6 protein-coding genes are annotated in these 23431 nt (G+C 36.1%); 1 reads left to right on the forward strand and 5 read right to left on the reverse strand.

The genetic code is table 11. From position 1 onward, the window contains the following. Window positions 1–10: 10 nt before the first annotated feature. A complete protein-coding gene (locus BN2667_RS06775) occupies window positions 11–640 on the reverse strand; it encodes a hypothetical protein (protein ID WP_054252573.1) in 630 nt (209 codons plus the stop codon). Between the two features lie 187 nt (window positions 641–827). Next, window positions 828–16457, reverse strand: coding sequence for a SpaA isopeptide-forming pilin-related protein (locus BN2667_RS06780; RefSeq protein ID WP_054252574.1), 15630 nt, complete (start codon window positions 16455–16457; stop codon window positions 828–830). A 1669-nt stretch (window positions 16458–18126) separates the two neighbouring features. On the opposite strand from BN2667_RS06780, the gene BN2667_RS06785 reads away from it, so the two are divergent. Continuing rightward, window positions 18127–19425, forward strand: coding sequence for an ATP-binding protein (locus tag BN2667_RS06785; RefSeq protein ID WP_054252575.1), 1299 nt, complete (start codon window positions 18127–18129; stop codon window positions 19423–19425). A 795-nt stretch (window positions 19426–20220) separates the two neighbouring features. Here the strand turns inward: BN2667_RS06785 and ftcD are convergent. The 3 genes from ftcD to BN2667_RS06800 are packed head-to-tail and all read right to left on the reverse strand — an operon-like array spanning window position 20221 to window position 23413. Beyond that, a complete protein-coding gene (ftcD, locus tag BN2667_RS06790; protein WP_054252576.1) occupies window positions 20221–21126 on the reverse strand; it encodes a glutamate formimidoyltransferase in 906 nt (301 codons plus the stop codon). A 25-nt stretch (window positions 21127–21151) separates the two neighbouring features. Then, window positions 21152–22834, reverse strand: coding sequence for a formate--tetrahydrofolate ligase (locus BN2667_RS06795; RefSeq protein WP_054252577.1), 1683 nt, complete (start codon window positions 22832–22834; stop codon window positions 21152–21154). A 15-nt stretch (window positions 22835–22849) separates the two neighbouring features. After that, window positions 22850–23413, reverse strand: coding sequence for a cyclodeaminase/cyclohydrolase family protein (locus BN2667_RS06800; protein WP_054252578.1), 564 nt, complete (start codon window positions 23411–23413; stop codon window positions 22850–22852). Window positions 23414–23431: the final 18 nt, after the last annotated feature.

Consider the following 23431-nt stretch of genomic DNA (forward strand, 5'->3'; position numbering starts at 1 on the left):
TAGTCTTTCACTAACCCCGCCTCGCCCTTATGGACTCAGCTTTTTTACTAATTTTTTCTTCTAGCTTCTTACAAAGCTTCTTACATGAATTATTTTCATTGCGTTTTATCTCTGAGTGATAATCAGTTGAACACTCATCCATTTCCTCTTTAATAGCTTCTAGAATATATATGCCATAATTAATGACATTCAATTTTCCTACTTCTCCATTTTTGCTTACTGTTTTTAATAACCTAAACAATATCATAAGCAAATATATATAAACCATAGTCTTAATAACAAAGGTTAATAAATTAAAATCAATTGAGCTCTTAAAAGAAGTAATAGTTGATACTACCAATGCTATCAATGAAACAATATAACTAACAAAAGACATAAAAACTTCATTGTCCCTGTATTTTATTTCTAATCTATCTCTATATATTTTAAACCCTATTAAGTCATTAATTAAATTATTTTTGTCAATTGTTTTATCACTAAGATAATTGTCTTCAATATATTTAATTATTTCATCTTTTTTTAGATTTTTTAAGGTCTTTCCATTTTTATAAGATAGTGTACAAACAAAAATTTCTTCTTTTAGGTAATTCTCTTTTAAGAATTTAGTATCTTTTAATTGTTTTTTCAGCTTTTTGTCCATATCTCACCATTTTCAAAAACTATTAAGATAAAATGGATTTTATCGTGGATCCGTGGGGACTGACCCTTGAGGTCTGTCCCCCTTCACCACAATTAACTTTTCATCACCGGGGACAGGCCCGAAGGGACAGTCCCCTGAATCAACTAACTTCCTCTGTTAAGGAGGCAGCCTCAGTGCCTTATTAAAATCATTCACCATAAGACACCTCCCTCTTTCTCCTATAAACATAAGCCGCCGCAGTCATAAGACTTAAGCCTGCTAAGATGAAGATCACCGTACCAGGACCACCAGTCCAAGGGTATTCCGCCTTGCGGTTTTCTATTTGGATTGGCTTTGTTGTGTCAAGGTCTCCATAAAGTGGCTTATCGCCTGCTAGTATGCTTAGGTCTAGCTTATCTTCAATGGAATCGTCTATTTGTGAGTCAAATACTAGTTCAAATAGTTGGTCGGCTATGCCTGTTGTGTTAGTATCATCAAGCTTACCAGTAAATTCCATTACTATTGAATCTGTTGTTGTAAGAGGTTTATCTGTTGTAGATGTTTCTCCAAGCATTTCCTTTAGGCCGTATCTTGAACCTGTAACATTGCCTGCTGTTGTGAAGCTTATTGCGTCATATTCCTTAAAGTCATCTTTTGTTAAGCTTTCTAGAGTTTTATCTCCGTCTTTCTTAAGAATAGCTACATTGACTTCTCCACCAATACCTTTTCCATTTCCTGTTGATTCCTTGTACTTTGGTGTTATCTTCCAGTCATTTTCCTTTATACGGATATAGGACTCGTAAGATGGAATTGTCATTTCAGTGTGGTTAGGGTTAATTATAATTCTTTGTTTAAATGTTCCCGTATCCTTATCCACTTCTAGAATTTCACTTGTGATTAGTGACTTAGCACTTGTCTTGTGAGTTGCTTTATTCAAATCTTTTTCAAGTACTTGGATTTTTCCATTTTCTAGCTTAAATTCTTTGATCCAACCTGGGTATTTAGCATATCCCTTAGGTGCTTTGGTTTCTTTTAGCGCATAGTAGCCTGGTTTGCTTGGATTTAGTACAAATTTTCCGTCTTTTCCAGATGTTACAGTCTTAGTCTTTTCGACTTCTTTGCCATCTTCAGTAGTTTTAATCTTATAAGGTTGATACTTTTCATCTTCTTTTTCCTTATACCAGACTTCGAATTCTGCTCCTGGTAAGAAGGTTTCTTTCTTGTCTCCATCAACCTTTATAAACTCAATATCTTTGTAGTTTACAACATTTATTGGAGCCGTTCCAGCTGCTTGACTTACTTTTTCAGTAGTATCGCCAACAATTGCTTTCGCTGCAGTTTTTAATTTTTCTGCTATATTTGCTAAAGCTGAAGAGTTTTCAGTGGTTTCTGTTTTCTCTTCTTTTGGCTTTTCTACAAGTCTTGTGATTGTACCATTTGCTTCTACTGTGAATTCTTCTATATGTCCTTCTATTTTCTTGTAGCCTTTTGGTGCTTCGATTTCTATAAGGGCATATTTTCCAGGAGATAGTTTTTCGTAGTGGATTAAACCATCTTTTCCAGAAGTTTTTACTGATCCAGATACTGGTGTTTCTGACCACTTTTTAGTGTTCTTGTCGAATTTAATAAGAGCAAATTTTGCACCTTCAAGTGGTTTACCTTCTTGATCAACTTTCTTGAAGTTGATTTCATTCTTAGGATTTATAGCAGTTATTTCAAGTTTACCTTCTGCTGTGTTTTCATTTTGCAAACCATAGACATAGTCTTGTCTTTCAACACCCATATATGGGACGCCATAGATATTATATCTATCAAGGTTAGTTGTTGCTCCATAGAAACTCTTGTCCTCACCTTTGATCTTACCTGTAACTCTTATTATATAAGTGTCATCTGAGCTTAGGAAGTTACGATAAACTCTATTATAGGAGTCCCAGTAATAAGGGAAAGTATAGCTGTAACCGTCTTGTTTAGTTATTTCTCCATAGTAGTTATAAAATGAGGAGATATAACCTTTGTTTACAAAGTCGTTGATGTTGACTGCATAAGATGGAGATAAAATCAAGTTCTTATAGTAATTACCATATTGATAGTTAGGATTTATATAGTTGTAATTAACCTTATAAATATTAAAGCTAACATTTTCTATATCCATTCCTGGTGTGTATCTTAGAGTACCATCAATAATATTCATTTGATCTCTATTTACATAGATAATGTGCTCAAACTCACCAGTCTTGTAATCAAAGTAGGTTATCTTAGATGATATATTTGGGTACCTTCTATAAACATTTTCAGGAGTACTATGAGTTCCTGCATCAAATATTACATTAATGTTTTTATATTGTCCTTCTTGGTCCCCTTTCATCTTGAATCCTACAGGAACATTTTGATAAACTGCCTTGTCATTTTGAGGCTCGAATGCAAACCTGTCAATGTGAGATATTAATTTGTTCTTAAAGTCTGTAAGTTCATAAGTGTTGGCATACTCAGTAAATGTGTATGTTATCACATTGTTTTGATCGTCATATTCAGCCTTGGCTATTGTACCAATTCCATCTGCAAATATATCAAGTCCAGATACTAAATCTTTGTTGTAGATTCCGTAAAGGTCTGTATATGAACTTATATCTAATTGGAAATAATCTCCAGGTTTTATAACAGTTCCATCAGCTATTTTAAAGTCATTGTCAAAGGACAATAGATGAGCTGAGTTAGGATAGATTGTATTTGCTGTAGCTGTTGCTTCATCATTATCTGGTTTGATAATTTCCATTTTAGAACTTTCAAGAGTGATTTTGCTTGTCAAATCTTGACCTGTTCTTTCGATTGGTCCAGAGTATGGGTCTAAGCCCTTACCACCTACAGTAAACCTCCATTTTTGTCCAATGTTTTGGTGACCGTCTCCTGGTTTTATCTCTTCAAGTTCGTAGTTACCAATAATTAAATCTTCAAATATAAGTTTTCCATCTGTTCCAACTTCACCAATTTGGCTTGCATCTTCTGGAGTAGTGCCATCAGTGTTTTTCGCCAAAGATGTTCTTGTAAGTTTAAACTTTGCTCCTTCAACAAGTTTTCCATCTAGGTCCTTTTTTTTGATTACAACTTTACCTTTTCCTGGTTTGTTGTTTATGATCTTACCCATGTTCTTTGCAGTAGCAGATGTTACGAAGTCTGTTAACTGACCTGAACCTTCTGCATTTTTACCTGCATATTGGATAATGCCATTGGCATTGTCATATTCAAGGGTTATGACACCTCTACCTGGGGTGATTTCTCCAGTTTCCTTATCTATATCGCCCTTTTCATAGGCTATTGTAAATTGAAGAACAGCTCCCTTAAGTGGTGCATAGTCCTTAGGTGGTCTAACTTCAAGTAGTCTATAACGACCTGGTTCAAGACCTCTAAATCCAAAGTAACCATTAAATGCAGATGATACTGTAGATCCAGGAACGTCTTCATAACCACCAGCAACTTGTTTTTGAAGCTTGAAGATTGCTCCTTCAAGTCTGTTTTCTGTTACTGCTTCACTGTTAAGATCGTCTTCTGGGTTATCACGTCCGTGTTTAGAGAATGTGATATTGAATTTTTCTCTTTCGTTTTCAACTACTAGTCCATCTTTTGGTATCTCAGTCGGCTTGTCTGAAGTATAAACAGGTTTTAGGTTTACACTTGTATTTGCAGTATAAGTTGGATTTTTATCTATTGATGGGTCAATTATACCTGTATCGTAAGTCTTTCCATCAACTGTAATCTTTCTGCTTACAAAGTTAGCATATTTTGCACCTGGTGCTTTATACTCTGTTACATTTTTCGCTTCAGTAAGTGCTTTAGCACCGCCTTGGAAGGATGCACCAGGGAATGCTTCATAGTATGGGTTACCATTTTCATCAAACTTAAGTTGCTTGAACTCTCTCTTTCCATCAAAGAAGTCAATCTTTAAATCAATCTTACCTAAGTCCTCTTCTGGTATATCAGTTCTCTTATATGGTTCCTTCTTAGCAGGGTCCTTTGTTTTGAATAGTTCTTTATCAGAAATTATCTGTCCATTTTCATCAAGAAGGTTGTAATTATCATCATATTTTACTTCGTTGGTTACAACTCCGTCTATTATTGAAGTATCATAGTAACCTTCTACGTCGATGATGTAGACTCCCTTGCCTAAGTTTAGTTGGTCTTCATCAAAGCCCCAGTCAAATGGTCTCCACCTTGCAGTGTTTACCATAGACATATCTTTCTTAGAAAGGTCATATGATCTTAGAATTGTGTCATAATTTCCTTTCTGTACGTCTTCGTTTGCTTCTGGGTTTGTGATTTCGTAAGTTGTTCTGTAGGCTGTCTTTACACCTTCTTTTATTGTTACTGGAGGTTTTGATGGTGTATCAATTTCTTCTCTCTTGTACTTAGGAGTGATTTGTACATTGATTTGGTCACTGCCTGTATATCCTCTAGTATCTACATAGATTCTTTGGACAAAGGTCTTTGCCTCTGGATCTAGGTAGGTAAGTCTTGAGTAATACTTAATTCCAGCATTATCAAAAGATTTACCTGCATTTGCTTTGTCGTTATCTTCGATAAGACTTGCTGAAGTTTCTTGTGGACCCTTGTACTCAGCGTAAATACGTCCACCGTCATCTTTGACCTCAATCTTCCAGTCAGCAGATGATTCCTTAAAGCCTACTGGAGCTTTTGTTTCTGTTATAACATAGAATCCTTTTTCAAGCTTAACTTCTTTTCCGTCTTTGTCTTTAAAGACTAGATCACCGTTAGCGTCTGATTTTCCAGTAAGTTGTGTGAAGTCTGTATCTTCTTTTTCATAAGTTCCATCAGTCATCTTCTTGATAGTGAACTCTGCTCCTTCTAGAGGAATGTCATTGATGTCTCTCTTTAGGATCTTAAGTCCAAGTCCACCAGTTTTGTTAGTGATTTGTAAATCCTTGTTGATATTATTTTCTAAATCTTGTATTAGAATATCTCCAGTTGTGTCTGGATCAAAGCTATCAAGTGGATCATCTGATTTACCAATACGAACCTTTGCATTAGTTGGTTCTGTTCTTGATAATTCTAGCTTTTCAAAATTAGTAATTACTTCGCCAGATTGCTTACCAGCTTTTAGGGCAGCTATTACATCTGCTGGCCAGTCTGCTGGTGCAGCTACATCTGTTTGACCTGTAGTTTTTGCTTTGTTGTAAGTTGCAGTGTATCTGTACTTAACTTGGCCGTTAGTACCTTCTCGGTCAACAACTCTTTCGCCTGGTGCAAGATTTTCATCTACAATTACGTCAGTCTTGTAGTTAAGAGTTTCAGTTCTTTCCTCAGATGCAGTTCTTTCTCCTTCTGGGATTTTTTCAAATACTCCACGAACCGTTACTCCAGTAGATGGACTAATATCTGGCATTATGAAGTAACCCTTGTTTGTTGCTGGATCAAAGATTACTTCGGTATCGCTTAATCGCTGACCATTATTCTTTGTGACAGTAGCTTTAGTAGCCTTATATCCATTGTATGGATATAAGGTGAAAGTAACTTTTTCTCCAACCTTAGCATAGCCATCTCTTGATTGTGTTGGATCTACAGTTACTCCTCCTCTTCCACCATCATTTTCTTTACCAACAATGAAAGATTTAGCTGGGGTTTCTGACTTCTTAAATAAAATCTTTACCCACACATCTTCATCAGGCATTGTAAAGGTATTATCTAGATGGCTGATAGATGAACCTTGTACTTGCAAGTCATTTTTGTCTAAAAGTATTGAGGCTTGTATTTCATAGCCAGTGTCTGGTGTAATTGTAAGTTTAACAGTCTCACCTTGTTCTGCAGTGGACTTGTCAGCTTTAACTGTACCACCTTCTGTTTTGATTATATTGATGTTGTGTTTAGTTGGTTGAGGTTGACTTACTTGTTCAAATTCAACTCTTATCGTAACATCAGTGTCTGGCATTGTAAATTTATTGTTGTTTACAGGAACTTGTCCTGCTCCACTTCCAACGTAGATTTCTTTTACTCTGTAACCTTGTGCTGGTTTTGGAGTAATTGTAACTACTTCTCCTTTTGCAGCTTCGGTCTTGTCAACTGTGAATGATCCATGTGATGGAGTTTGGGTGTAAATCTTGTGCTTAGTTGGCTCTTCAGCTTGTTTCTTAAATTTAGCCTTAACAGTAACATCACTATTTGGCATTGTGAAGCTATAAGATGTGCCGTTATTAGTGTAAGAAACTTGTGCTCCTGTTGAATCTAATACCTCAAATTTTTCAAGTATATAACCAGGATTTATTTCTGGTGTTACATTTACAATATCTCCTGCTTTTGCAGTTCTAACTGAACTATTTAATGTTCCTCCTGTACCAACATCACTTGTAGTCAATAGATTTACATCGTAAGTTTGTTCTTGAGTTTTGTTGATGTCATTTGCACTGTTGTAGTATTGTGCTCCCCAATAGCTTGGCCAAGTGTTAGGTGCTCCTGATTTGGAATAGAAGTAATCCATTCCTAAACCGACGCTTCCATTTTCTACATACCTGGCTGTAACTTCAATATAGAAGTAATTGTTTTTTGCAGTATCCCAATATAGTCTAACTTTATTGTCACTATATGGGTCTTCTGATGGATTGTTTGCTCTTACTTTGCTTCCTTTTACTACATTATCAATTGAGGTGCTCTTTGTAGTGTAAACTTCATAAGAAATAATGTCAGTTGGAACAAGACTTGCTAATGGTTCTCTATGAAGATTCAATGGAAATTTATTATTATTGTTCAAACTACCATTAATTAAGAATACTTGCTTAAATTGTTTTGTATCCTTATTAATGTCAGTTATCTTTGTTTGAACTTGAACTGGATTGTTAGGATTTGCCTTTGTAGTTGGAGTTTCTGACCTTGTTGGGTCTATTGCTTGCCATCCTTCTCCTGCTCCAACTGGTGTTCCTACAAGCTCATCACCTATTTCTAAGCCTGAATTTATTTGGCTTGTAGTTTCATCATTTTGTATTTGATTTTCAAGGTTCAAAGTTTGTTTTCCAGTCATATATTCTTCTAGAATCTTTCCTGGAAGGTTAGTTGCTTGACTTAGGTTTTCGTCTAGGGCTAGGGCTGTTACTGATTGTGGGTCTACTCTTAGTTCTTGAGTTAGACCGGAACTTCTAAAGGCCATAGTCCTTACTGGACCTAGGTTGTTCGTTCCAGTAGGATTTCCATCTTTTACTACTATTGTTGCATTTTTTTCAACAGTAGACGGTGGAACTGGATCTAGGTTTACACTATCTAGGCTGTTATATTTTTCTGCTGCCCAATAAGTTCCCCTATTTATAAAGTCCATTCCTAAACCAAAAGGTCCAGATTCTGGTAGGACTGATTCTACTTCTACCATAAGAGTTTTACTTTGGTCAACTGTAGTATTGATTACAAACCTGTCAATGTCTTGTCCTTCTTTGGTTTTTCTAGTCTCTATTTTAGATGTATATGGTACATCTTTTCCAGCATTTTCAATTTTATTAGGTTCAGAATTTGCTCCTACCTCTTTAATTGATAAAATCTTTGTGTTTTCTTCAGAAAGATTTCTATTTTCTGGATAGAAGTGGATTTCAAGTTTAGGGTTATTCAAGTAGTTTCTTTGTTTATTTACAATAAACACTTGTCTGAACTTCTTGTTTGCTTTATCTACTTCAGTAATATAACTTTTATTGGCCTTGCCAGCATTATAAGGATTTAGATCGTATGAAGATGATTCTCTTTCCCTACCAGCATTTTCTTTATCAAAGTCATTTACTTTTTGCCATTTTGGACCTTGAGTACCTTCAGTATCGTTATCTCTTATATAAGTTTTGCCGTCTCTGGTTATTGTTACTGTCCAATCTGTATTGGCTTTTTCATAACCTTGAGCTGCACCTGTTTCTATAAGTTTGTAAACTCCTGGTTCTAAGTCTCTGAATTTTACATTTCCATTCGCATCAGACTTAGCGTATCTGTGGTCTTCTTTTGGTTCTGGTCCTATAAGTTTAAAGGTTGCTCCAGAAACTGCATCTGTAGAACCTGCTCTTATTTTTTTGAAAGAGAAGTCCTTTTTGTCAAGAGTGTTGGTTACGTCAAGTGAGTCTTCTGAGATATATGCACCCTTGATATTTCCAGCTTCACTACTTGTTGTAACTGGTTCTCCTTCAACGATTTGGTTTGCCCTATCGTAGTAGTCTGATTTCCAATATAGACCCTTATCAGTTTGAAGGTCCATTCCTGTACCTACTCCACCATCTTCTGATGTGTAAGGTACCTTGACATCTATAACAATAGGTTTTGTAATTTGTCTGTCGTTAAAGTCTAGATAAAGTCTTGGTTGTCCTGAGATATTTTGACTTGTTGCAGTTACGCCTTTAATTTCTGTAAGGCCATAGTTTTCTAATCTAATATCTTCTACTTTACCTTCTACTGCCTTGTCAAGTTCAAATATCTTATAAACTCCATTTCCTGCATACCAATCCATATTAGAAAACTGTGGTTTTTCTCTATGGATTGACGCGTTTTTAAGAGTTATTGAGTCTGCTTCTGGGTTTATTACATATCTTTGGATAACATATTTTTCCCCAGTGTTTTTAGCAACAATTCTTGTACCTAGTTTATATGGCACTGGATAGTTGTTATAGTAACCAGTTTGCCTATTATCTCCAAGAATCCATCCATCAAGTGGTCTTTTTGCAACATTAACCCATTTTGTTCCTTGATCTCCAAGGATAGACTTATTAACTTCAGGGTCTGTTGTTCCTGATGGTTCTACATAGTTGTAGACTTTTACCTTGTTGTTTGCATCTACTTCTACTACCCATTTTTTATTTAGCCTAGTGTAGCCTGTAGGTGCCTTAGTTTCTTCTAGGATATATATTCCTTGGCTTAGGTCTTTATCAAAGCTTACTACACCTTTATCATTTGATGTGCCTGTCGCAAAGTCAGTGAATTTACCATCTTCGCCTTTTTTAGTTAGCTTAAACTCTGCACCTTCTAGTGGTCTGTTGTCGCCGTCTTTTTTGTAGACAACAAACTTTTGAGCAACTGGTTGGTTGGTAACTTCAAGCGTGATATTATCTCCACTTAATTGCTTGCCAGTTGAGCCTATACTAAATTCAGTTATTGTTACATTTCCTTCATTACTTACATCTACTGTCCAAGTCTTGTTAGATTTGTTGTAATTTTCTGGTGCCTGAACTTCTTTTAGTGTATAGGATCCTGGTTTTAGATCTTTGAAATCTATTTTACCATTTTCGTCTGTAGTCCTATAAATTGTGTTATTATCTTCATCTGTCAATGAGAAGGTTGAACCTTTTAGTTTTTCACTATTATTTAGTTCATTTACTTTTTCTATACTGAACTTACCTGGTGTAAACTTATAGTTAAAAAGTCCAACTTTTTGGCTGAAGAATTTTGGAATTTCTCCACCTGTTTGGTCACCAACAGCCTTGTTATAGTTTGCTCTTGTTACAAAGGCAGAGTTGAAAGACCCATTGGACATATTAAATGCTCTCCAAGTATTGTTGAACTTATTCATATCGTCAATCTTGAAGGTTTGTTCAACTACGTAACCATAATTAGAGTAAGGACCTACACTTGGCATTTGTACATCTAAAGGCCCTTTGTCACTCATCGTTCCAAATGGATTTAACATATTTGGATCATAGTTAAGTGTAATGTTGCCTTGTCTATCATTTGTTATAGTTTGGTTAGGATTAATACTTCTGCTGTATAACAAAGTATAAGTTGTTGGGTCTTGTTCTGGCCTTATACCAAATGATAATGGCATATTTTTGTTAATCTTCTTATTGTACTCAGTTCCCTCTATAGGTTGTGTGATGATGTTTGGACTTGTTCTATAAACTTTAACATCTCTTAGGGTAAAGGCTGGTGTTTTACCATTACCTTTCCAGTTAACATAGTTACCATATTGGTAGTTAGTGGACTTCCAGTTGAAGTTTAGTGTGTCATTATTTCCCTCATTTGCATATATAGGGTTGTAATATGCAAGAGCTGTTACATACCACTCGCCGTCATCGCCCATGTAGACATCTCTAAAGTAATATGATTGTGATGTTTTTTTGGCTGCTGGGTCATAGTCATAATCTTCATAATTGGCCTTGACAGGTTGTGTTATTGTTTGATCGCCAGTCACATTTTCTTGTCCTGGTTCAACTGTTACTGTGAAGTTATAAGTTCCGTCGTATTGGGCAAAATATTTACTTGGAATAATACCTCTTAGGTTAATCTTTGCAGTACCCTCACCTCCAGCTGAGTCTTCATTAAATACATAGGTTAGTCTGTTTGTGCTATAGTCAAAGTATGGGTCTGCAACTTCTTTACCATTTACTAATAACTTAGGAAGTTCTCCAAAGTATTGGGTAAAGTCTAGGTTAGGGTCAAACTGGATTGAAAATCTCTTGCCAGGAGCTGTGTTTTCAAGGTCAATAGTTGCTTGGTATTTTAAAGATTCAAGTCTATATGCTTCCCATACGCCTGGTCTTTTACCTATATCCCCTTCTTCTCCTTCTTGGATGGATAGGGTTTGACTTACGTGTTTTACTCCTGCTTTAGCATCTTCTTGAGTTTGTTCTTCATCTTCTATCCAGTAATCTTTTCCATTTACTGGGTTTCCAGCACCAGTTTTAAATTTAGCTTCATAAGTTACTTGATTTGAATCATCTACTGTTACATAGAAAATTACATTTGATTTGTTGTAACCTGCTGGTGCTTCAGTTTCTTCTATTATATATTTACCTTCTGGAAGTTTTCCAAAGGATGCTTTACCTTCTGCGTCTGAAGTTACCGTTGTGATAGGATTTCCTTTTTCGTCTTTTATAACAAAGGTTGCACCTTGAATCGGTTTTTTATCCTTATCGATTTTTAATACTTCTACAGGACGAGTTTGGAAGGCTTCGTTTGTAATAGTAAGGGTTGTGTCCTTCTTAGCATCTTCTGCTGTAGTAGGAGTGATGTATTGATCTGTTAGTTTAGCTTGGGTAGCAGTATCTTGGTCTGTTAGCCAGTCATAGTGGATTCTTTGTTGTGTAGAGTTCCTATCTTTGGTAGATTTTGCTACAACTAGGAAACCCCAGTCGTTAGTAAATCTTTCTTTAGGGAAGGTAATCTTATAACCTAGTTCTTTAGTGTAAGGATCTCTAGGTCTACGACTTGCTCTAATTGGTTTATCATTTGGTGATTTTAGAACATTAGTATTGCCTATCATGTCTATGGTGTTCTGGTCAACACTTTGTTGGATCATTTCTGTCCTAAGTGAGTCTCTGTAGTATGGATTTACGTCATAGACTTGGACATCATCTAATCTTTTAATTTCCCCACCTTCTGAAACTATATTTAGCCTTGTATCCCTATCAGTTGAGCCACCATGACTTGCTGCATTTGCTTTTAGGTAGATATAAGTTGTTACATCTCCGTTTTCATCAACTGTTGCATACTGCATTGCATTCATGTAGTCAGGATATCCGCCATGGGCAACTGACTTTGTAGGGTTTGCTCCTATTTCTAAAGTTCCAGGTCCGCCTTCTTTTGAAAGTCTGCCATTTTCGTCAACATATAGAATTATATTTTCTGTGTTGACCTTAAAGCCTTTAGGCGCCTTAGTTTCTTTAAGAGTATAACGACCAGGTCCTATATTAGAAAATAGTGCCTTACCATTTTCATCTGTAACTACTTGAGGTCCATTAAGGAGTTTGAAAGTAGCTCCTGGTAGTGGATTACCTTCTTTGTCTTTCTTTATTAGTGTAAAGCTAGCAAAGGTTGGGATTTCTTCTACTGTTGCACCGTTGTGAATATAGTATTCGTCTGTTTCTTTTAGATAATAGTTGTTGTTTTCATAGTATCTAATTGTTTTTCCAGTATTTGGATCTTTATCATTGGTTGGGAAATCTTGTGTAAGTTCTGGTTGAGCTTTAGTAGCTGTTCCAAAATTATCTATATCCCAAACTTTTACTTGCGGAATTATTATAGATCTTCTTGGGTCTGTGCTTTGTGATGCAGGGACCTCAACTTTTCCAAGTTCATTATTTGTATTAGGGTCTACTGCCTTAATAGTTTGACTTGGCATTTTTTGACCTTCTTGTAGGGTCCAAGATTGGTTTATCTTAAGATCTTCATATCTTGAAATTTCAACTCCGCCAAGTGCTTGAGGATTTTTGTTTCCTGCAGGAATACTTGTGTTGTATTCATAGACTGCAATTGTTCCAACGTCACTTGATCCTGGATTTTGGCCTTTAGATGGCATTGGATTTACGTTTGTTTGAGTTTGTCCAACTTGAACCATCTTGCCTGAAGTTGGGTCTATTTTATAAACTGCAACTTGGCCACCATTTTGGTTTAAAGTTTGTCCACCACCGAGTGTTCTTGTTTCTAATGGTAGGCTTGTGGAGATATTATTATCTTTGTCTACGTCGCCAGTTGAAACTGCATCTGTCACTGTCCATTTTGCGCTAGTATTAGATGTGAACTCGCCAAGGATTGTAGTCCTGTTGTTCATATCTACTCTATTTGGAGTAGATTCTTTGACCTTTTCTATTGGCCAGCCTTCGTCTATTACAATTCTCTTGGCACCAACTTTATTTTTATTAGTAAGTACGATAGATATATCCATCATGTACTTTTCTTGTTTATTTCTTGTAGGTGTAAAGAAATTGTAGGTTACTTCTCTAGCGCCAGATGTTGGTATATGGTGTTTGGAGTCAACAATTCCAGTTGCATTTTCAAGCTGCTTTTTTAGGCCACCTATACTACCATTTATAATGACATCATTTATTACACCAAGACCAGATCCCTTTACTGTTGTAAAGTTGGCTTTGTAGCCAAGAGTATTTAGGTCAGTGTCTGATGCAACTTTAATGGTCCAGTTGTAGCCTACTAATTTTCCGTCTTTTATTACTGGGTTCGCTACTGCGTCAGTAGTTATTTTGTAATTTGAGTCGTCTGGACTTATTATTTCTGTAACATCTTTTCTATCTGGTTCGATAATTGAACCTGCTAGGTTACCATTTTTGTCTACTTTTTGTGGAACAAGGTCTTGAGGTGCTTTTACTCCTAGGCCAGATACCTTGTTGGTTACCACAAATTCTCCATTTTCATCTAATTGGATATTAGCTGTGTTATAGTCTACTGGAATATTTAATGGGACTTGGATATTTTCTGTTATATCTCTTGTAATTGTATAAGTTATTGTATTATCTGAACTATTATATTTTGGAGTAGCTATAACTTCATTATTGTATTTTATAGGTTCCAGTGTTGTTTCTGGTTTGACTGTTAATTTTTCGTCTAGATGTATTCTAAAGTACTGATCCTTTTTAATTGGACCAACTGCTGTTGAGGTATCAAACCTAGTCATAATATGGAACTTTTTATTTTCTAGACCTTCAAGACCTGCACCTACTGCCCCAGGAAATTCTTCTTCTGAAACTTCTAGGCCACGGTTTTCTTTTTCTGCTTGGTCTTGGACCATTTTTTCTAATTCTTCTAGGCTATGGTTTTTTGCTAATTCATAGGCTGCTTTTATTTGGTCGTCTGTTAGCTCATAGGTTGCTTGGAAGTTGTTTATTGTTTCTTCTCCAAGTTCGTCTGTGCCAGCTAGGTCAATTAGATTGTCCATGGCTATTCTCATAGCTATGGCTGCTTTTATTTCTTGGGCTGATATTTCTAGATCAGCTGGTTGGTCTTGGCCCATAGCTTCTAGGTCTTCTAAAGTATTTTCTTTAGCTAGATCATAGGCTGCTATTATTTGGCTATCTTTTAGCTTGTAGGATACTTGGAAGTTGTGTATAGTTTCTGCTCCAAGTTCGTTCAAGCCTAATTTGTCCATTGCTAGTCTCATAGCAATTGCCGCATTTATAATTTTGTCTTCTGTTGCTGTTAAATCTAGGACATAGGTTGGGTCAGTTATTTCTTCGCCGTCTACTAATAGTTCTAATGGCCTGTCGATATTGTAGTCGGTCATATCGAAGGCATAAAAAGTTTCCTCTAATTTTTCTCTTAGGTCTATGTGGTAACTTTCTTCGCCTGCGATTAGGTCATAGGATCCTGGGGCTAGACTAATTGCTAGGTTACCGTTTTCGTCTGCCTTGTAGCTAGTGATTTTTTCTTCTAGGGGTCTTAGATTGTTTTTTTGGTCTAAGGTCATTTGGGCTAGAAGTGGATCTTCTTGGTCTAGGTCTACTAGGAAAAGTTCTTGGCCTTTTTCTGCTTTTATTTTTATATATTTGTCTCTTAAGTTTATTAGGCCATTAACTGCTATTTCTTCCTCTTCTTCTGGAAAGTCTACTAGTTGGTCTTCGTGCTTTTCTGCTGGAACTAGGTCTGTCCATGGAAGAGTTTCTTTTTCTTCTAGCTTTTCTTTTGGTCTTTCTTGATCTAGTGGTTTTTCTAAGTCAGTTTTTTCTACTGGCTGTTTTTCAATTTCTCTTTCTATTTTATTTTCCACTGGAGCTTTTTCTTCAGGTTTTTCTACTGGGGCTTTTTTTATTATGCTGTTTGCTCTTAGTGGTTTTTCTGCTTTTTGAATTATTGATTTTTCTTCTGTGTCTGGGTTGAAGATACTGTTTTCGTCTCTAACGATTTCTTCTTGAGGATTTTGTTGGTTTTCTTCTTCGAAGTTTTCTTCTATTGGTTGAGAGTTTTCTTCTATTATATTAGTTTCTTCTATATTAGGTTCTTCTTCGCCAGCATTATTTTCTTCTTCAGTAGTTTCTTCTATTATATTGTCTGTTTCTTTTGTTTCTATTTGTTCTAAGTTTTCTTCTGGAAGAGCTTTTTCTTCTGTTTCTTTTTCTCCTGGTAGTTCTAGGACGATTTCGTTATTTTCGTCTAGGTTTAGGATTTGTGAATCCATGTTTTGACCTTGGTGGTCTGCGTCTAGAATTTCTTCTTCTAGGTTTTCTTCTATTATATATGCTCTTTCTAAACTTTCTGTTTTTAGATCTATAATTTTTTCTAGATCAAGGTCAATTATTTGTGGTTTTTGGTTTTCTATTTCAAAAAGGTCTTTGGCTTTTTCTAATAGATTTTTTCCTTCTATTGGTTCTTCTGTTTCTTGGTTATTTATTTCTAGAGTAGTGTTTTCATTTTTTTGTTTTCTTGAGAATAATGGGTTTGCAAATAAACCTAGGGTATTTTCTGATTCAAGATTTTCTTCTTGGATCTCTGCTAGGTTTTCTTCTTCTGTCATTTGAGTTACTGGAATTTCTGTAATTTCTAGTTTTAAGATTTTTTCAATTTGTGGATCGACGTCTTCTCCGATGAAGTCTTCTAGGTGAAGGAGATCTACTCCTGCTAAAAATAGGTCACCAAAAGAACTGTCTACGTTTTCTAGAGGTACTAGGTCTAGGTAGCCATTTCTGTAATAGACGTCTAAGGCTGGAAGGTTATTGGCATCTAGGGCTTGGCCTAGGTATCCTTCTTGTCTTATCTCTTCTTCCTTATTAAATTCTTGGATATGTGAGTTGAATTGATTGAAGTATGGGAAGGCTGACTCAGTAAAGTCTTTTTGGTCTAAATAAGTATCTTTGTCTACAAAGCTTTCGGCTAGTTCGATATGATCGTCTAGTTTTATTCTGTAGCCGAATCCTTCTTTTACGTTTTCCCATGACCAATAGATCCTTAGGCCGTAGGCTTTCTTTGGATCTGCTAGGCGAATTTTTTCAGGGTCAAGTCTGTAAAGGTCTGCCTGATAAATTCCTTCTTTGTATTCTATACTCCTTTGGGCTAATCTTTGGTCGTATTGATCTCTGTCTATGGCGTATACTGGCAAACTTAATGATTGGAATAAGATTGTTAGTGCCAAGATAAGAGATACTATTCTCTTTTTGTTCAAGTTACTACTCTCCTTAATCTAGAAATTTTATTTTTATTTTTTTTCGTTTTTTTCTAATTTTCGTATATTTTTCACTATTACATTCTTATGTCAATAATATTACATCTTATTAACAACATTGTCAACTGTTTTAGTGTAGTAATCTTTAAATTTTTTAAAAATTTTGTTAATTTTTTTAGTTTTTACTTAAATTTAATCTTTTATTGATTTTTTGCTTGGATTTTTTAGATTTTTCTTTGTCCCCAAGGGGATGGGGAAAAAGTTTTTTAGGCCACTGTATATTGATAATCGTTTCTAATTTGTCTTTTGTTTTTAGATTTATTGTTAGTGGATTCGTTTTAATGTATTAAAGTTTGTTGTTGGGGTTTTGATAGTTTTAATTTTGTTTTTTGTTTTATTTTTGTAATTTTTGTCTTTTTTTGTTACAAAGATGATATAATTGTGAATTTGTTTTATTTGTCTGCTGGTTTTATGTGTTTAGTTTTATTTTTGCTGGGTATCAATGTATTTATGGAAAAGGGGACAGACCTAAAGGACTGTCCCCACAATATGGCGAGCAAGGGAAAGATTTTAGAATCTGTTCCCTTTTTTTGTGATTTGAATTAGATTTGCTGTTAGCTAAGGTTTTGTGGTGAACACCGGGGACAGGCCGCAAGGGACAGTCCCCTGACGTTTGGGAATGGATTTTAGAATCTCTTCCTTTTTTTGTGATTTGTTGTTGTGGTCAACGGGGGGCAGGCCGCTTAAACCATATACTTTTTCTGCGGAAGGCTGCTTCGCTATTTGTTGAAGTTGTTTAGGAAAAAAATTTAGTTTCTTAACTTACAAATTGTGTTAGGCTTCGCCATTTGCGAAAAGAATTTAAGCTAAATAGTCTTTCTTTCTTTTAAAATAATTTTGGTTGACTTCGCAGTTTATTGAAGTTATTTCGGTTAGTTACTTTTTCTGTTAGCAGAAAGATTCTCAGTTCTTGGGGAGGAGAACGAAGGGAAGCTCGAGCAGTCAGATTCTACCAATCGACTTTCCCTATCGGTCGGTCTCTTGGGAATCTTTTGCACAAGACCTGTAACCAAATCAAAGATTTGGACTAGGGCTTCGACTCCCTCATGTTCTCCTCCCCAATCCCCTCCTCTTTTTACACCCTGTAGAGCTCTTGCAGAGGGCTGCTAGCACCGTTGGCTAGAAGTGTTTAAGTTAATAGTGTTTTCTTTCTTTTAGAAGAGTTGTGGTTTGCTTCGCCATTTGCGAAAAGAATTTAAGCTAAATAGTCTTTCTCATTGGCTTAGTGATTCTCTAAACTCAGAAAGAGGCTAAGGGAGCTGGCAGTCAGATTCAACCAATCGACCTTCCTTTCAGTCGGCTTCTTTGCGGTGAAGGGGGACAGACCACAAGGGTCAGTCCCCACGCTTTCTCGGGCAAGGGACAGATTTGGATTAGGGCTTTGACTGTCCCCTAACTCAAAAAACATTCTCAAAAAACCGGGGATACACCTGAAGGAATGTCCCCAAAAAATGAATCTCCCCAGTCAAAAACTAAAATCCTATTTAATTTTATTTCCGTTTTGGAATTATTCTTAAATAGACTTGCTTGTCTTAGAATTAAATTGTATAATGTATTTAATTTAATTTCCGAAATGGAAATAATCTTAAATAGAAATAGGGGAAATATTATGATCATTAAACGCGATTTTTATTTGGATAAGTTGATAAGAAAAATGGATAACGGATTTATCAAGATTATTACAGGAATTAGAAGATGTGGGAAATCTTTTTTGCTTAATAATCTTTTTTATAATCACCTACTTGAAAGTGGGGTTGATGATAAACACATTATAAGATTTGCCTTCGATTCAGGAAATGATTTATTAAAAATTGGCGAAGATCTAATGGATTTAGATACCTTGAGTGGTGAAAGGTTAGTTGATCCTAAGAAATTTCTAGAATATATAAATAGTAAAACTAATAACACTGATAAGTTTTATATACTCTTAGACGAGGTTCAATTGTTAGCATCTTTTGAGCAGGTCTTAAATGGATTTTTGCGTCAAGATAATTTTGATGTTTATGTTACTGGTAGTAATTCAAAGTTTTTGTCTAAGGATATTATTACAGAATTTGCTGGTAGAGGTGATGAGATTCACGTTATGCCACTTTCTTTTTCTGAATTTCTCCAAACTTTTGATGGTGATAAAGAAGATGCTTTTGCCGAATACCAAGTATATGGCGGTTTGCCGGCACAAGCTTTGATGAAAACTGATGAAGACAAAATGAATTATCTAAAAAATCAATTGGAGAATGTCTATTTGCGCGATATTATAAATAGGTATGATGTTCGTTTAGGTTCAGAGTTAGAGGACCTGCTTAATATTTTGGCTTCTGGTATTTCTACTCTTACTAATCCAAAAAAGATTTCTTCAACTTTTTTATCTGTTAAAAATTCAAAAATTTCTGCAAGTACTATTGATAAATTTATTGGATATTTTGAAGATGCCTTTATGATTAAAAGAGTCTACAGGTATGATGTTAAGGGCCGTAAATATATTGGAACTCCTTATAAAATATACTTTGAGGACCTAGGGCTTAGAAATGCAAAATTAAATTTTAGGCAGGTAGAGCCAACTCACTTAATGGAAAACATTATTTATAATGAACTCAGATTTCGTGGTTATATGGTTGATGTAGGAATGGTCATAAAAAGAGAAAGTGATGATAATAGGGATATAAAAAAACAACTAGAGGTTGATTTTATTGCGAATTTAGGAAGTAAAAGATATTATATTCAGTCTGCTTACAGTCTTCCTTCCCTTGATAAAATGAATCAAGAAAAAGCGTCTTTGTTAAATATAGATGATTCTTTTAAAAAAATTATTATAGTAAAAGACAGAGTAAAACCATTTAGAGACGAAAATGGAATACTAACTATTAATCTCTTTGACTTTTTATTGGATAAGAATAGTTTAGATTTGTAGCAAGTTGCGGTGATACACTGTTAGCAAGAGTTATTTTTTTATTTAAGATAGTAGGTCTTTAGTTTGTCACGGATTTTGTATAGCATTCGTGACAGTCTAAAGGCCTATTTAATTTTATTTCCGTTTTGGAATTATTCTTAAATAGGATTTTGCTTAAATGATTGGTAAGATTTGTTAGGGGACATTCATTTATGTGTGTCCCCGGTAAATGGTGGTAGGCTATCGCCAATCGCAAATTGAGTTTAGGAAAAATGTTTTTTCTTTCTTTTGAATGATTGTGGTTGGCTTCGCCATATTCTAAATTTATTGTGACGCATAATCTTTCTCATTGACTTAATGAGTTGCCACCTCAGGAGGAGGCTAAGGGAGCTGGCAGTAAGATTCTAGCCAATCGACCTTCCTTTCAGTCGATCTCTTGGGAATCTTTTGCATAAGACCTGTTAGCCAAATCAAAGATTTGGACTAGGGCTTTAATTCTCCCTCATCGCCTCCTCCCGAGACCCTCCTCCCCCTTCACCCTAAACTGTTCCTGCGGAAGGCTGCTTCGCCGATTGCCAAGAGAATTGAGGTTAAATAGTTTTTCTTTCTTTTAAGATAATTGTGGTTTGCTTCGCCGTTGGCAAATTGAGTTTAGGAAAAATGTTTTTTCTTTCTTTTTAAAGTTTGTGGTAGGTTTCGCCGATTTCTAGGGGACAGGCCCAAAGGGACAGTCCCCTGGCATAGAAACAGAGCAACAAAAAATGGGGACACAGCTGAAGCAATGTCCCCATTTTTTTTGTTTCTCATATTTTATTTTTACTTGCTCATTGAGTCTAGTAGTCTCTTTTCTAAAATTTGATTGATGTCGAAGTTTTCGATTTGAAGGTAGTATTCTGCTGCGTCTAATAGGGATTTCATTGGTACTGTTCCTATTACTTCTGATCCTACTACGTTTACGCCGTATCTTCTAGCTTCCATTTTTACCATTTCAAAGGCTTGGTAAACTCTTGTTTTTTCGTAGTTTACTAGGTTCATTGATACTTGGGTAATGTTTCTTTCTTCTACTTTTAGGCCGATTCCTTTTACATATCTAAGGCCGCCACCAATGTGTCTAACTTTTTTTGCTATTGCGTTTGCGATTTCTACGTCTGGTGTGTCTAGGTTTATGTTAAAGGCTACTAGTGGAACTCTAGCTCCTACTGCTGTTGCTCCGCTTTTCTTGTTCATTTCTCTTGGGCCGTAGTCTGGTTCCCATCCTTCTTCGTGAATTTTGTCAAAGAAGGCTTCGTATTGGCCTTTTCTAACTTTTGCTAGGTTTTTTCTGTCAGCTTTTGTTGCTGCGTCTTCGTATAGGTAAACTGGAATGCCCATGTCTCCCATTACTTTTCCTACTTCGTTAGCTAATTCTATACATTCGTCCATTGTCACTTCTGATACTGGTGTAAATGGTACTACGTCTGTTGCTCCCATTCTTGGGTGGGCGCCTTCGTGAGTTGACATATCTATTAGTTCTGTTGCAACTTTAATGGCGTTTATTACTGCTTCTTTTACTTTTTCTGGTTCGCCTATTACTGTTACTACTGACCTGTTGTGGTCTGGGTCTGATGAGTAGTCTAATAGAGTTACGTCTTCTATTTTTCTAATTTCGTCGACAATTTTTTCTACTTTTTCAAGGTCTCTACCTTCTGAAAAATTTGGTACACATTCAACTAATCTTGCCATTTTAATATCCTCCTTAAGATATCTTTTAGAATAATCCTACTATTTCTCCGTTTTCAAGTATATCGATTTTGTTTGCTGCTGGAACTTTTGGTAGTCCTGGCATTGTCATTATATCTCCAGTTAGGGCTACTATAAAGCCTGCTCCTCTTGATAGTTTAAAGTTTCTTACTGTGATCCTAAAGCCTTCAGGTCTTGCTAGTAGGCTTGGGTCATCTGAGAATGAGTATTGGGTCTTTGCCATACAAATTGGTAATTTATCGTAGCCTAGTTTTTCGTAGTCTCTTATTGCTTTTTGAGCTTTCTTTGTAAAGTCTACTCCGTCTGCTCCATAGATTTCTCTGGCTATGGTTTCGATTTTTTCTGGGATGCTTTGGTTTACGTCATATAGGAATTTGAAGTTGGCGTCGCCTTTGTCTACTACTTCTACTACTTTTTTAGCTAGGTCGATGGCTCCGTCTCCGCCCTTTGCCCAAACTTGGATTGGCACTGCTTCTACTCCCATAAGCTTACATTTTTCAACGATTAGGTCGATTTCTGCTTGGGTGTCTGTTGGGAATTGGTTTATTGCAACTATTGGTTCGATGCCGAATTTTCTAACATTTTCAATGTGTTTTTCAAGGTTTGGCATTCCAATTTCTAGTTTTTCTAGGTCTTCATTTCCTAGATCTTCTTTGGCTGCTCCACCGTGGTGTTTTAAGGCTCTTACTGTTGCTACTAGTACTGTTGCGTCTGGTTCAAAGCCGCCGTATCTTGCTGTAATGTTAAAGAATTTTTCTGCTCCTAGGTCAGCACCGAAGCCTGCTTCTGTTACTACATAGTCGCCAAGTTTTAGACCCATGTTTAGTGCTGTTACTGAGTTACATCCGTGGGCAATGTTGGCAAATGGTCCACCGTGAATTATTGCTGGTGTGTTTTCTAGGGTTTGAACTAGGTTTGGATTTATTGCATCTTTTAATAGTAGAGCACAAGCGCCTTGGGCTTCTATGTCTCTGGCATAGATTGGCTCGTTCTTTCTATTGTAGGCAATTACTATGTCGCCTATTCTTCTCTTTAGGTCTTCTAGGTCTGTTGCTAGACAGAAGATGGCCATTATTTCTGATGCTACTGTTATATCAAATCCGTCTTCTCTTGGTACGCCGTTTGGTTTTCCGCCTAGACCTACTACTATATTTCTTAGGGCCCTGTCGTTCATATCTAGAACTCTTTTCCAAACTACTCTTCTTGTGTCGATGTCAAGAAGGTTGCCTTGTTGGATGTGGTTGTCAAGTAAGGCTGAAATTAAGTTGTTGGCTGTTGTTATTGCGTGGAAGTCTCCTGTAAAGTGAAGGTTAATGTCTTCCATTGGAACTACTTGTGAATATCCTCCACCTGCTGCTCCACCTTTTATTCCAAAAGATGGTCCAAGGGATGGTTCTCTAAGGGTTGTTATTGTCTTTTTGCCAATTTTATTTAGGGCCATTGATAGACCAATGTTTACTGTAGTCTTTCCTTCTCCTGCTGGAGTTGGGTTAATGGCTGATACTAAAATTAGTTTTCCGTCTTCCTTGTCTTTTAGTTCTTCTAAAAGTTTTAGGTCGATTTTTGCCTTATATTTTCCGTAGTGGATAAGGTAGTCGTCGCTAATTCCAATTTGTTTTGCTACTTCAGAGATTGGTAGCATTTTTGCTTCTTGGGCTATTTGTACGTCTGTTTTGAATTCTTGTGTCATAATTACTCCTTTGTCTTAGTTTATTTTATAATCAGCTATTACACTGTTAAATTCGTCAATTTTTTCTTGGTCTTTTACTAGAGGAAGGTTGGCTTCTATGTTCATAATGCAGCCGTTGGTTCCAATTTTTGCTAGCTCTAAACCAATTTCTAAGTCTGATTGACAGTTTGGATTTGTTTTGCCGTTTACTTCATTTGCTATTTCATAGACTCTGTGACAAAGTTTTGCGTTGTTCATTGGGCTTGTTGCTCCAACTATACCTGCGTGGGCAATGGCTTTTTTTCTCGCTTCTTTTTCTTCGTCTGTTTCTTTTGGAAGTTTGTAGGCGTCTCTAATTACTCCATAGGCGTTGGCGTCTTCTACTACGCCTTTTAATAGTTTGTCTCTTATTTCTTCTAGCTCTTTGGCATAGTCTAATTGTTTTTCTGCTGGTAGACCAAAGTCTTTTTTTGTTGATAGCTTACAAACCATGCCTATTAGGCCACAGGCTTTTGCTCCTGCTAGGGCTGATGCTGATCCGCCTCCTACTGTTACGTCGTCTGTGTCAAGTATTAGGTCTAATACGTGTTTAAAATCCATTTTTTTCTCCTTAAAAAT

This window comes from Neofamilia massiliensis, assembly GCF_001299475.1.
In the GTDB taxonomy this organism is placed as follows: Bacteria; Bacillota; Clostridia; order Tissierellales; family Peptoniphilaceae; genus Neofamilia; species Neofamilia massiliensis.

What these genes read in the sequence shown, in the direction of transcription:
- BN2667_RS06775 (WP_054252573.1), bottom strand. Translation starts at nt 640, where the DNA reads ATGGACAAAAAGCTGAAAAAACAATTAAAAGATACTAAATTCTTAAAA.
- ftcD (WP_054252576.1), bottom strand. Translation starts at nt 21,126, where the DNA reads ATGGCAAGATTAGTTGAATGTGTACCAAATTTTTCAGAAGGTAGAGAC.
- BN2667_RS06785 (WP_054252575.1), top strand. Translation starts at nt 18,127, where the DNA reads ATGATCATTAAACGCGATTTTTATTTGGATAAGTTGATAAGAAAAATG.
- BN2667_RS06800 (WP_054252578.1), bottom strand. Translation starts at nt 23,413, where the DNA reads ATGGATTTTAAACACGTATTAGACCTAATACTTGACACAGACGACGTA.
- BN2667_RS06795 (WP_054252577.1), bottom strand. Translation starts at nt 22,834, where the DNA reads ATGACACAAGAATTCAAAACAGACGTACAAATAGCCCAAGAAGCAAAA.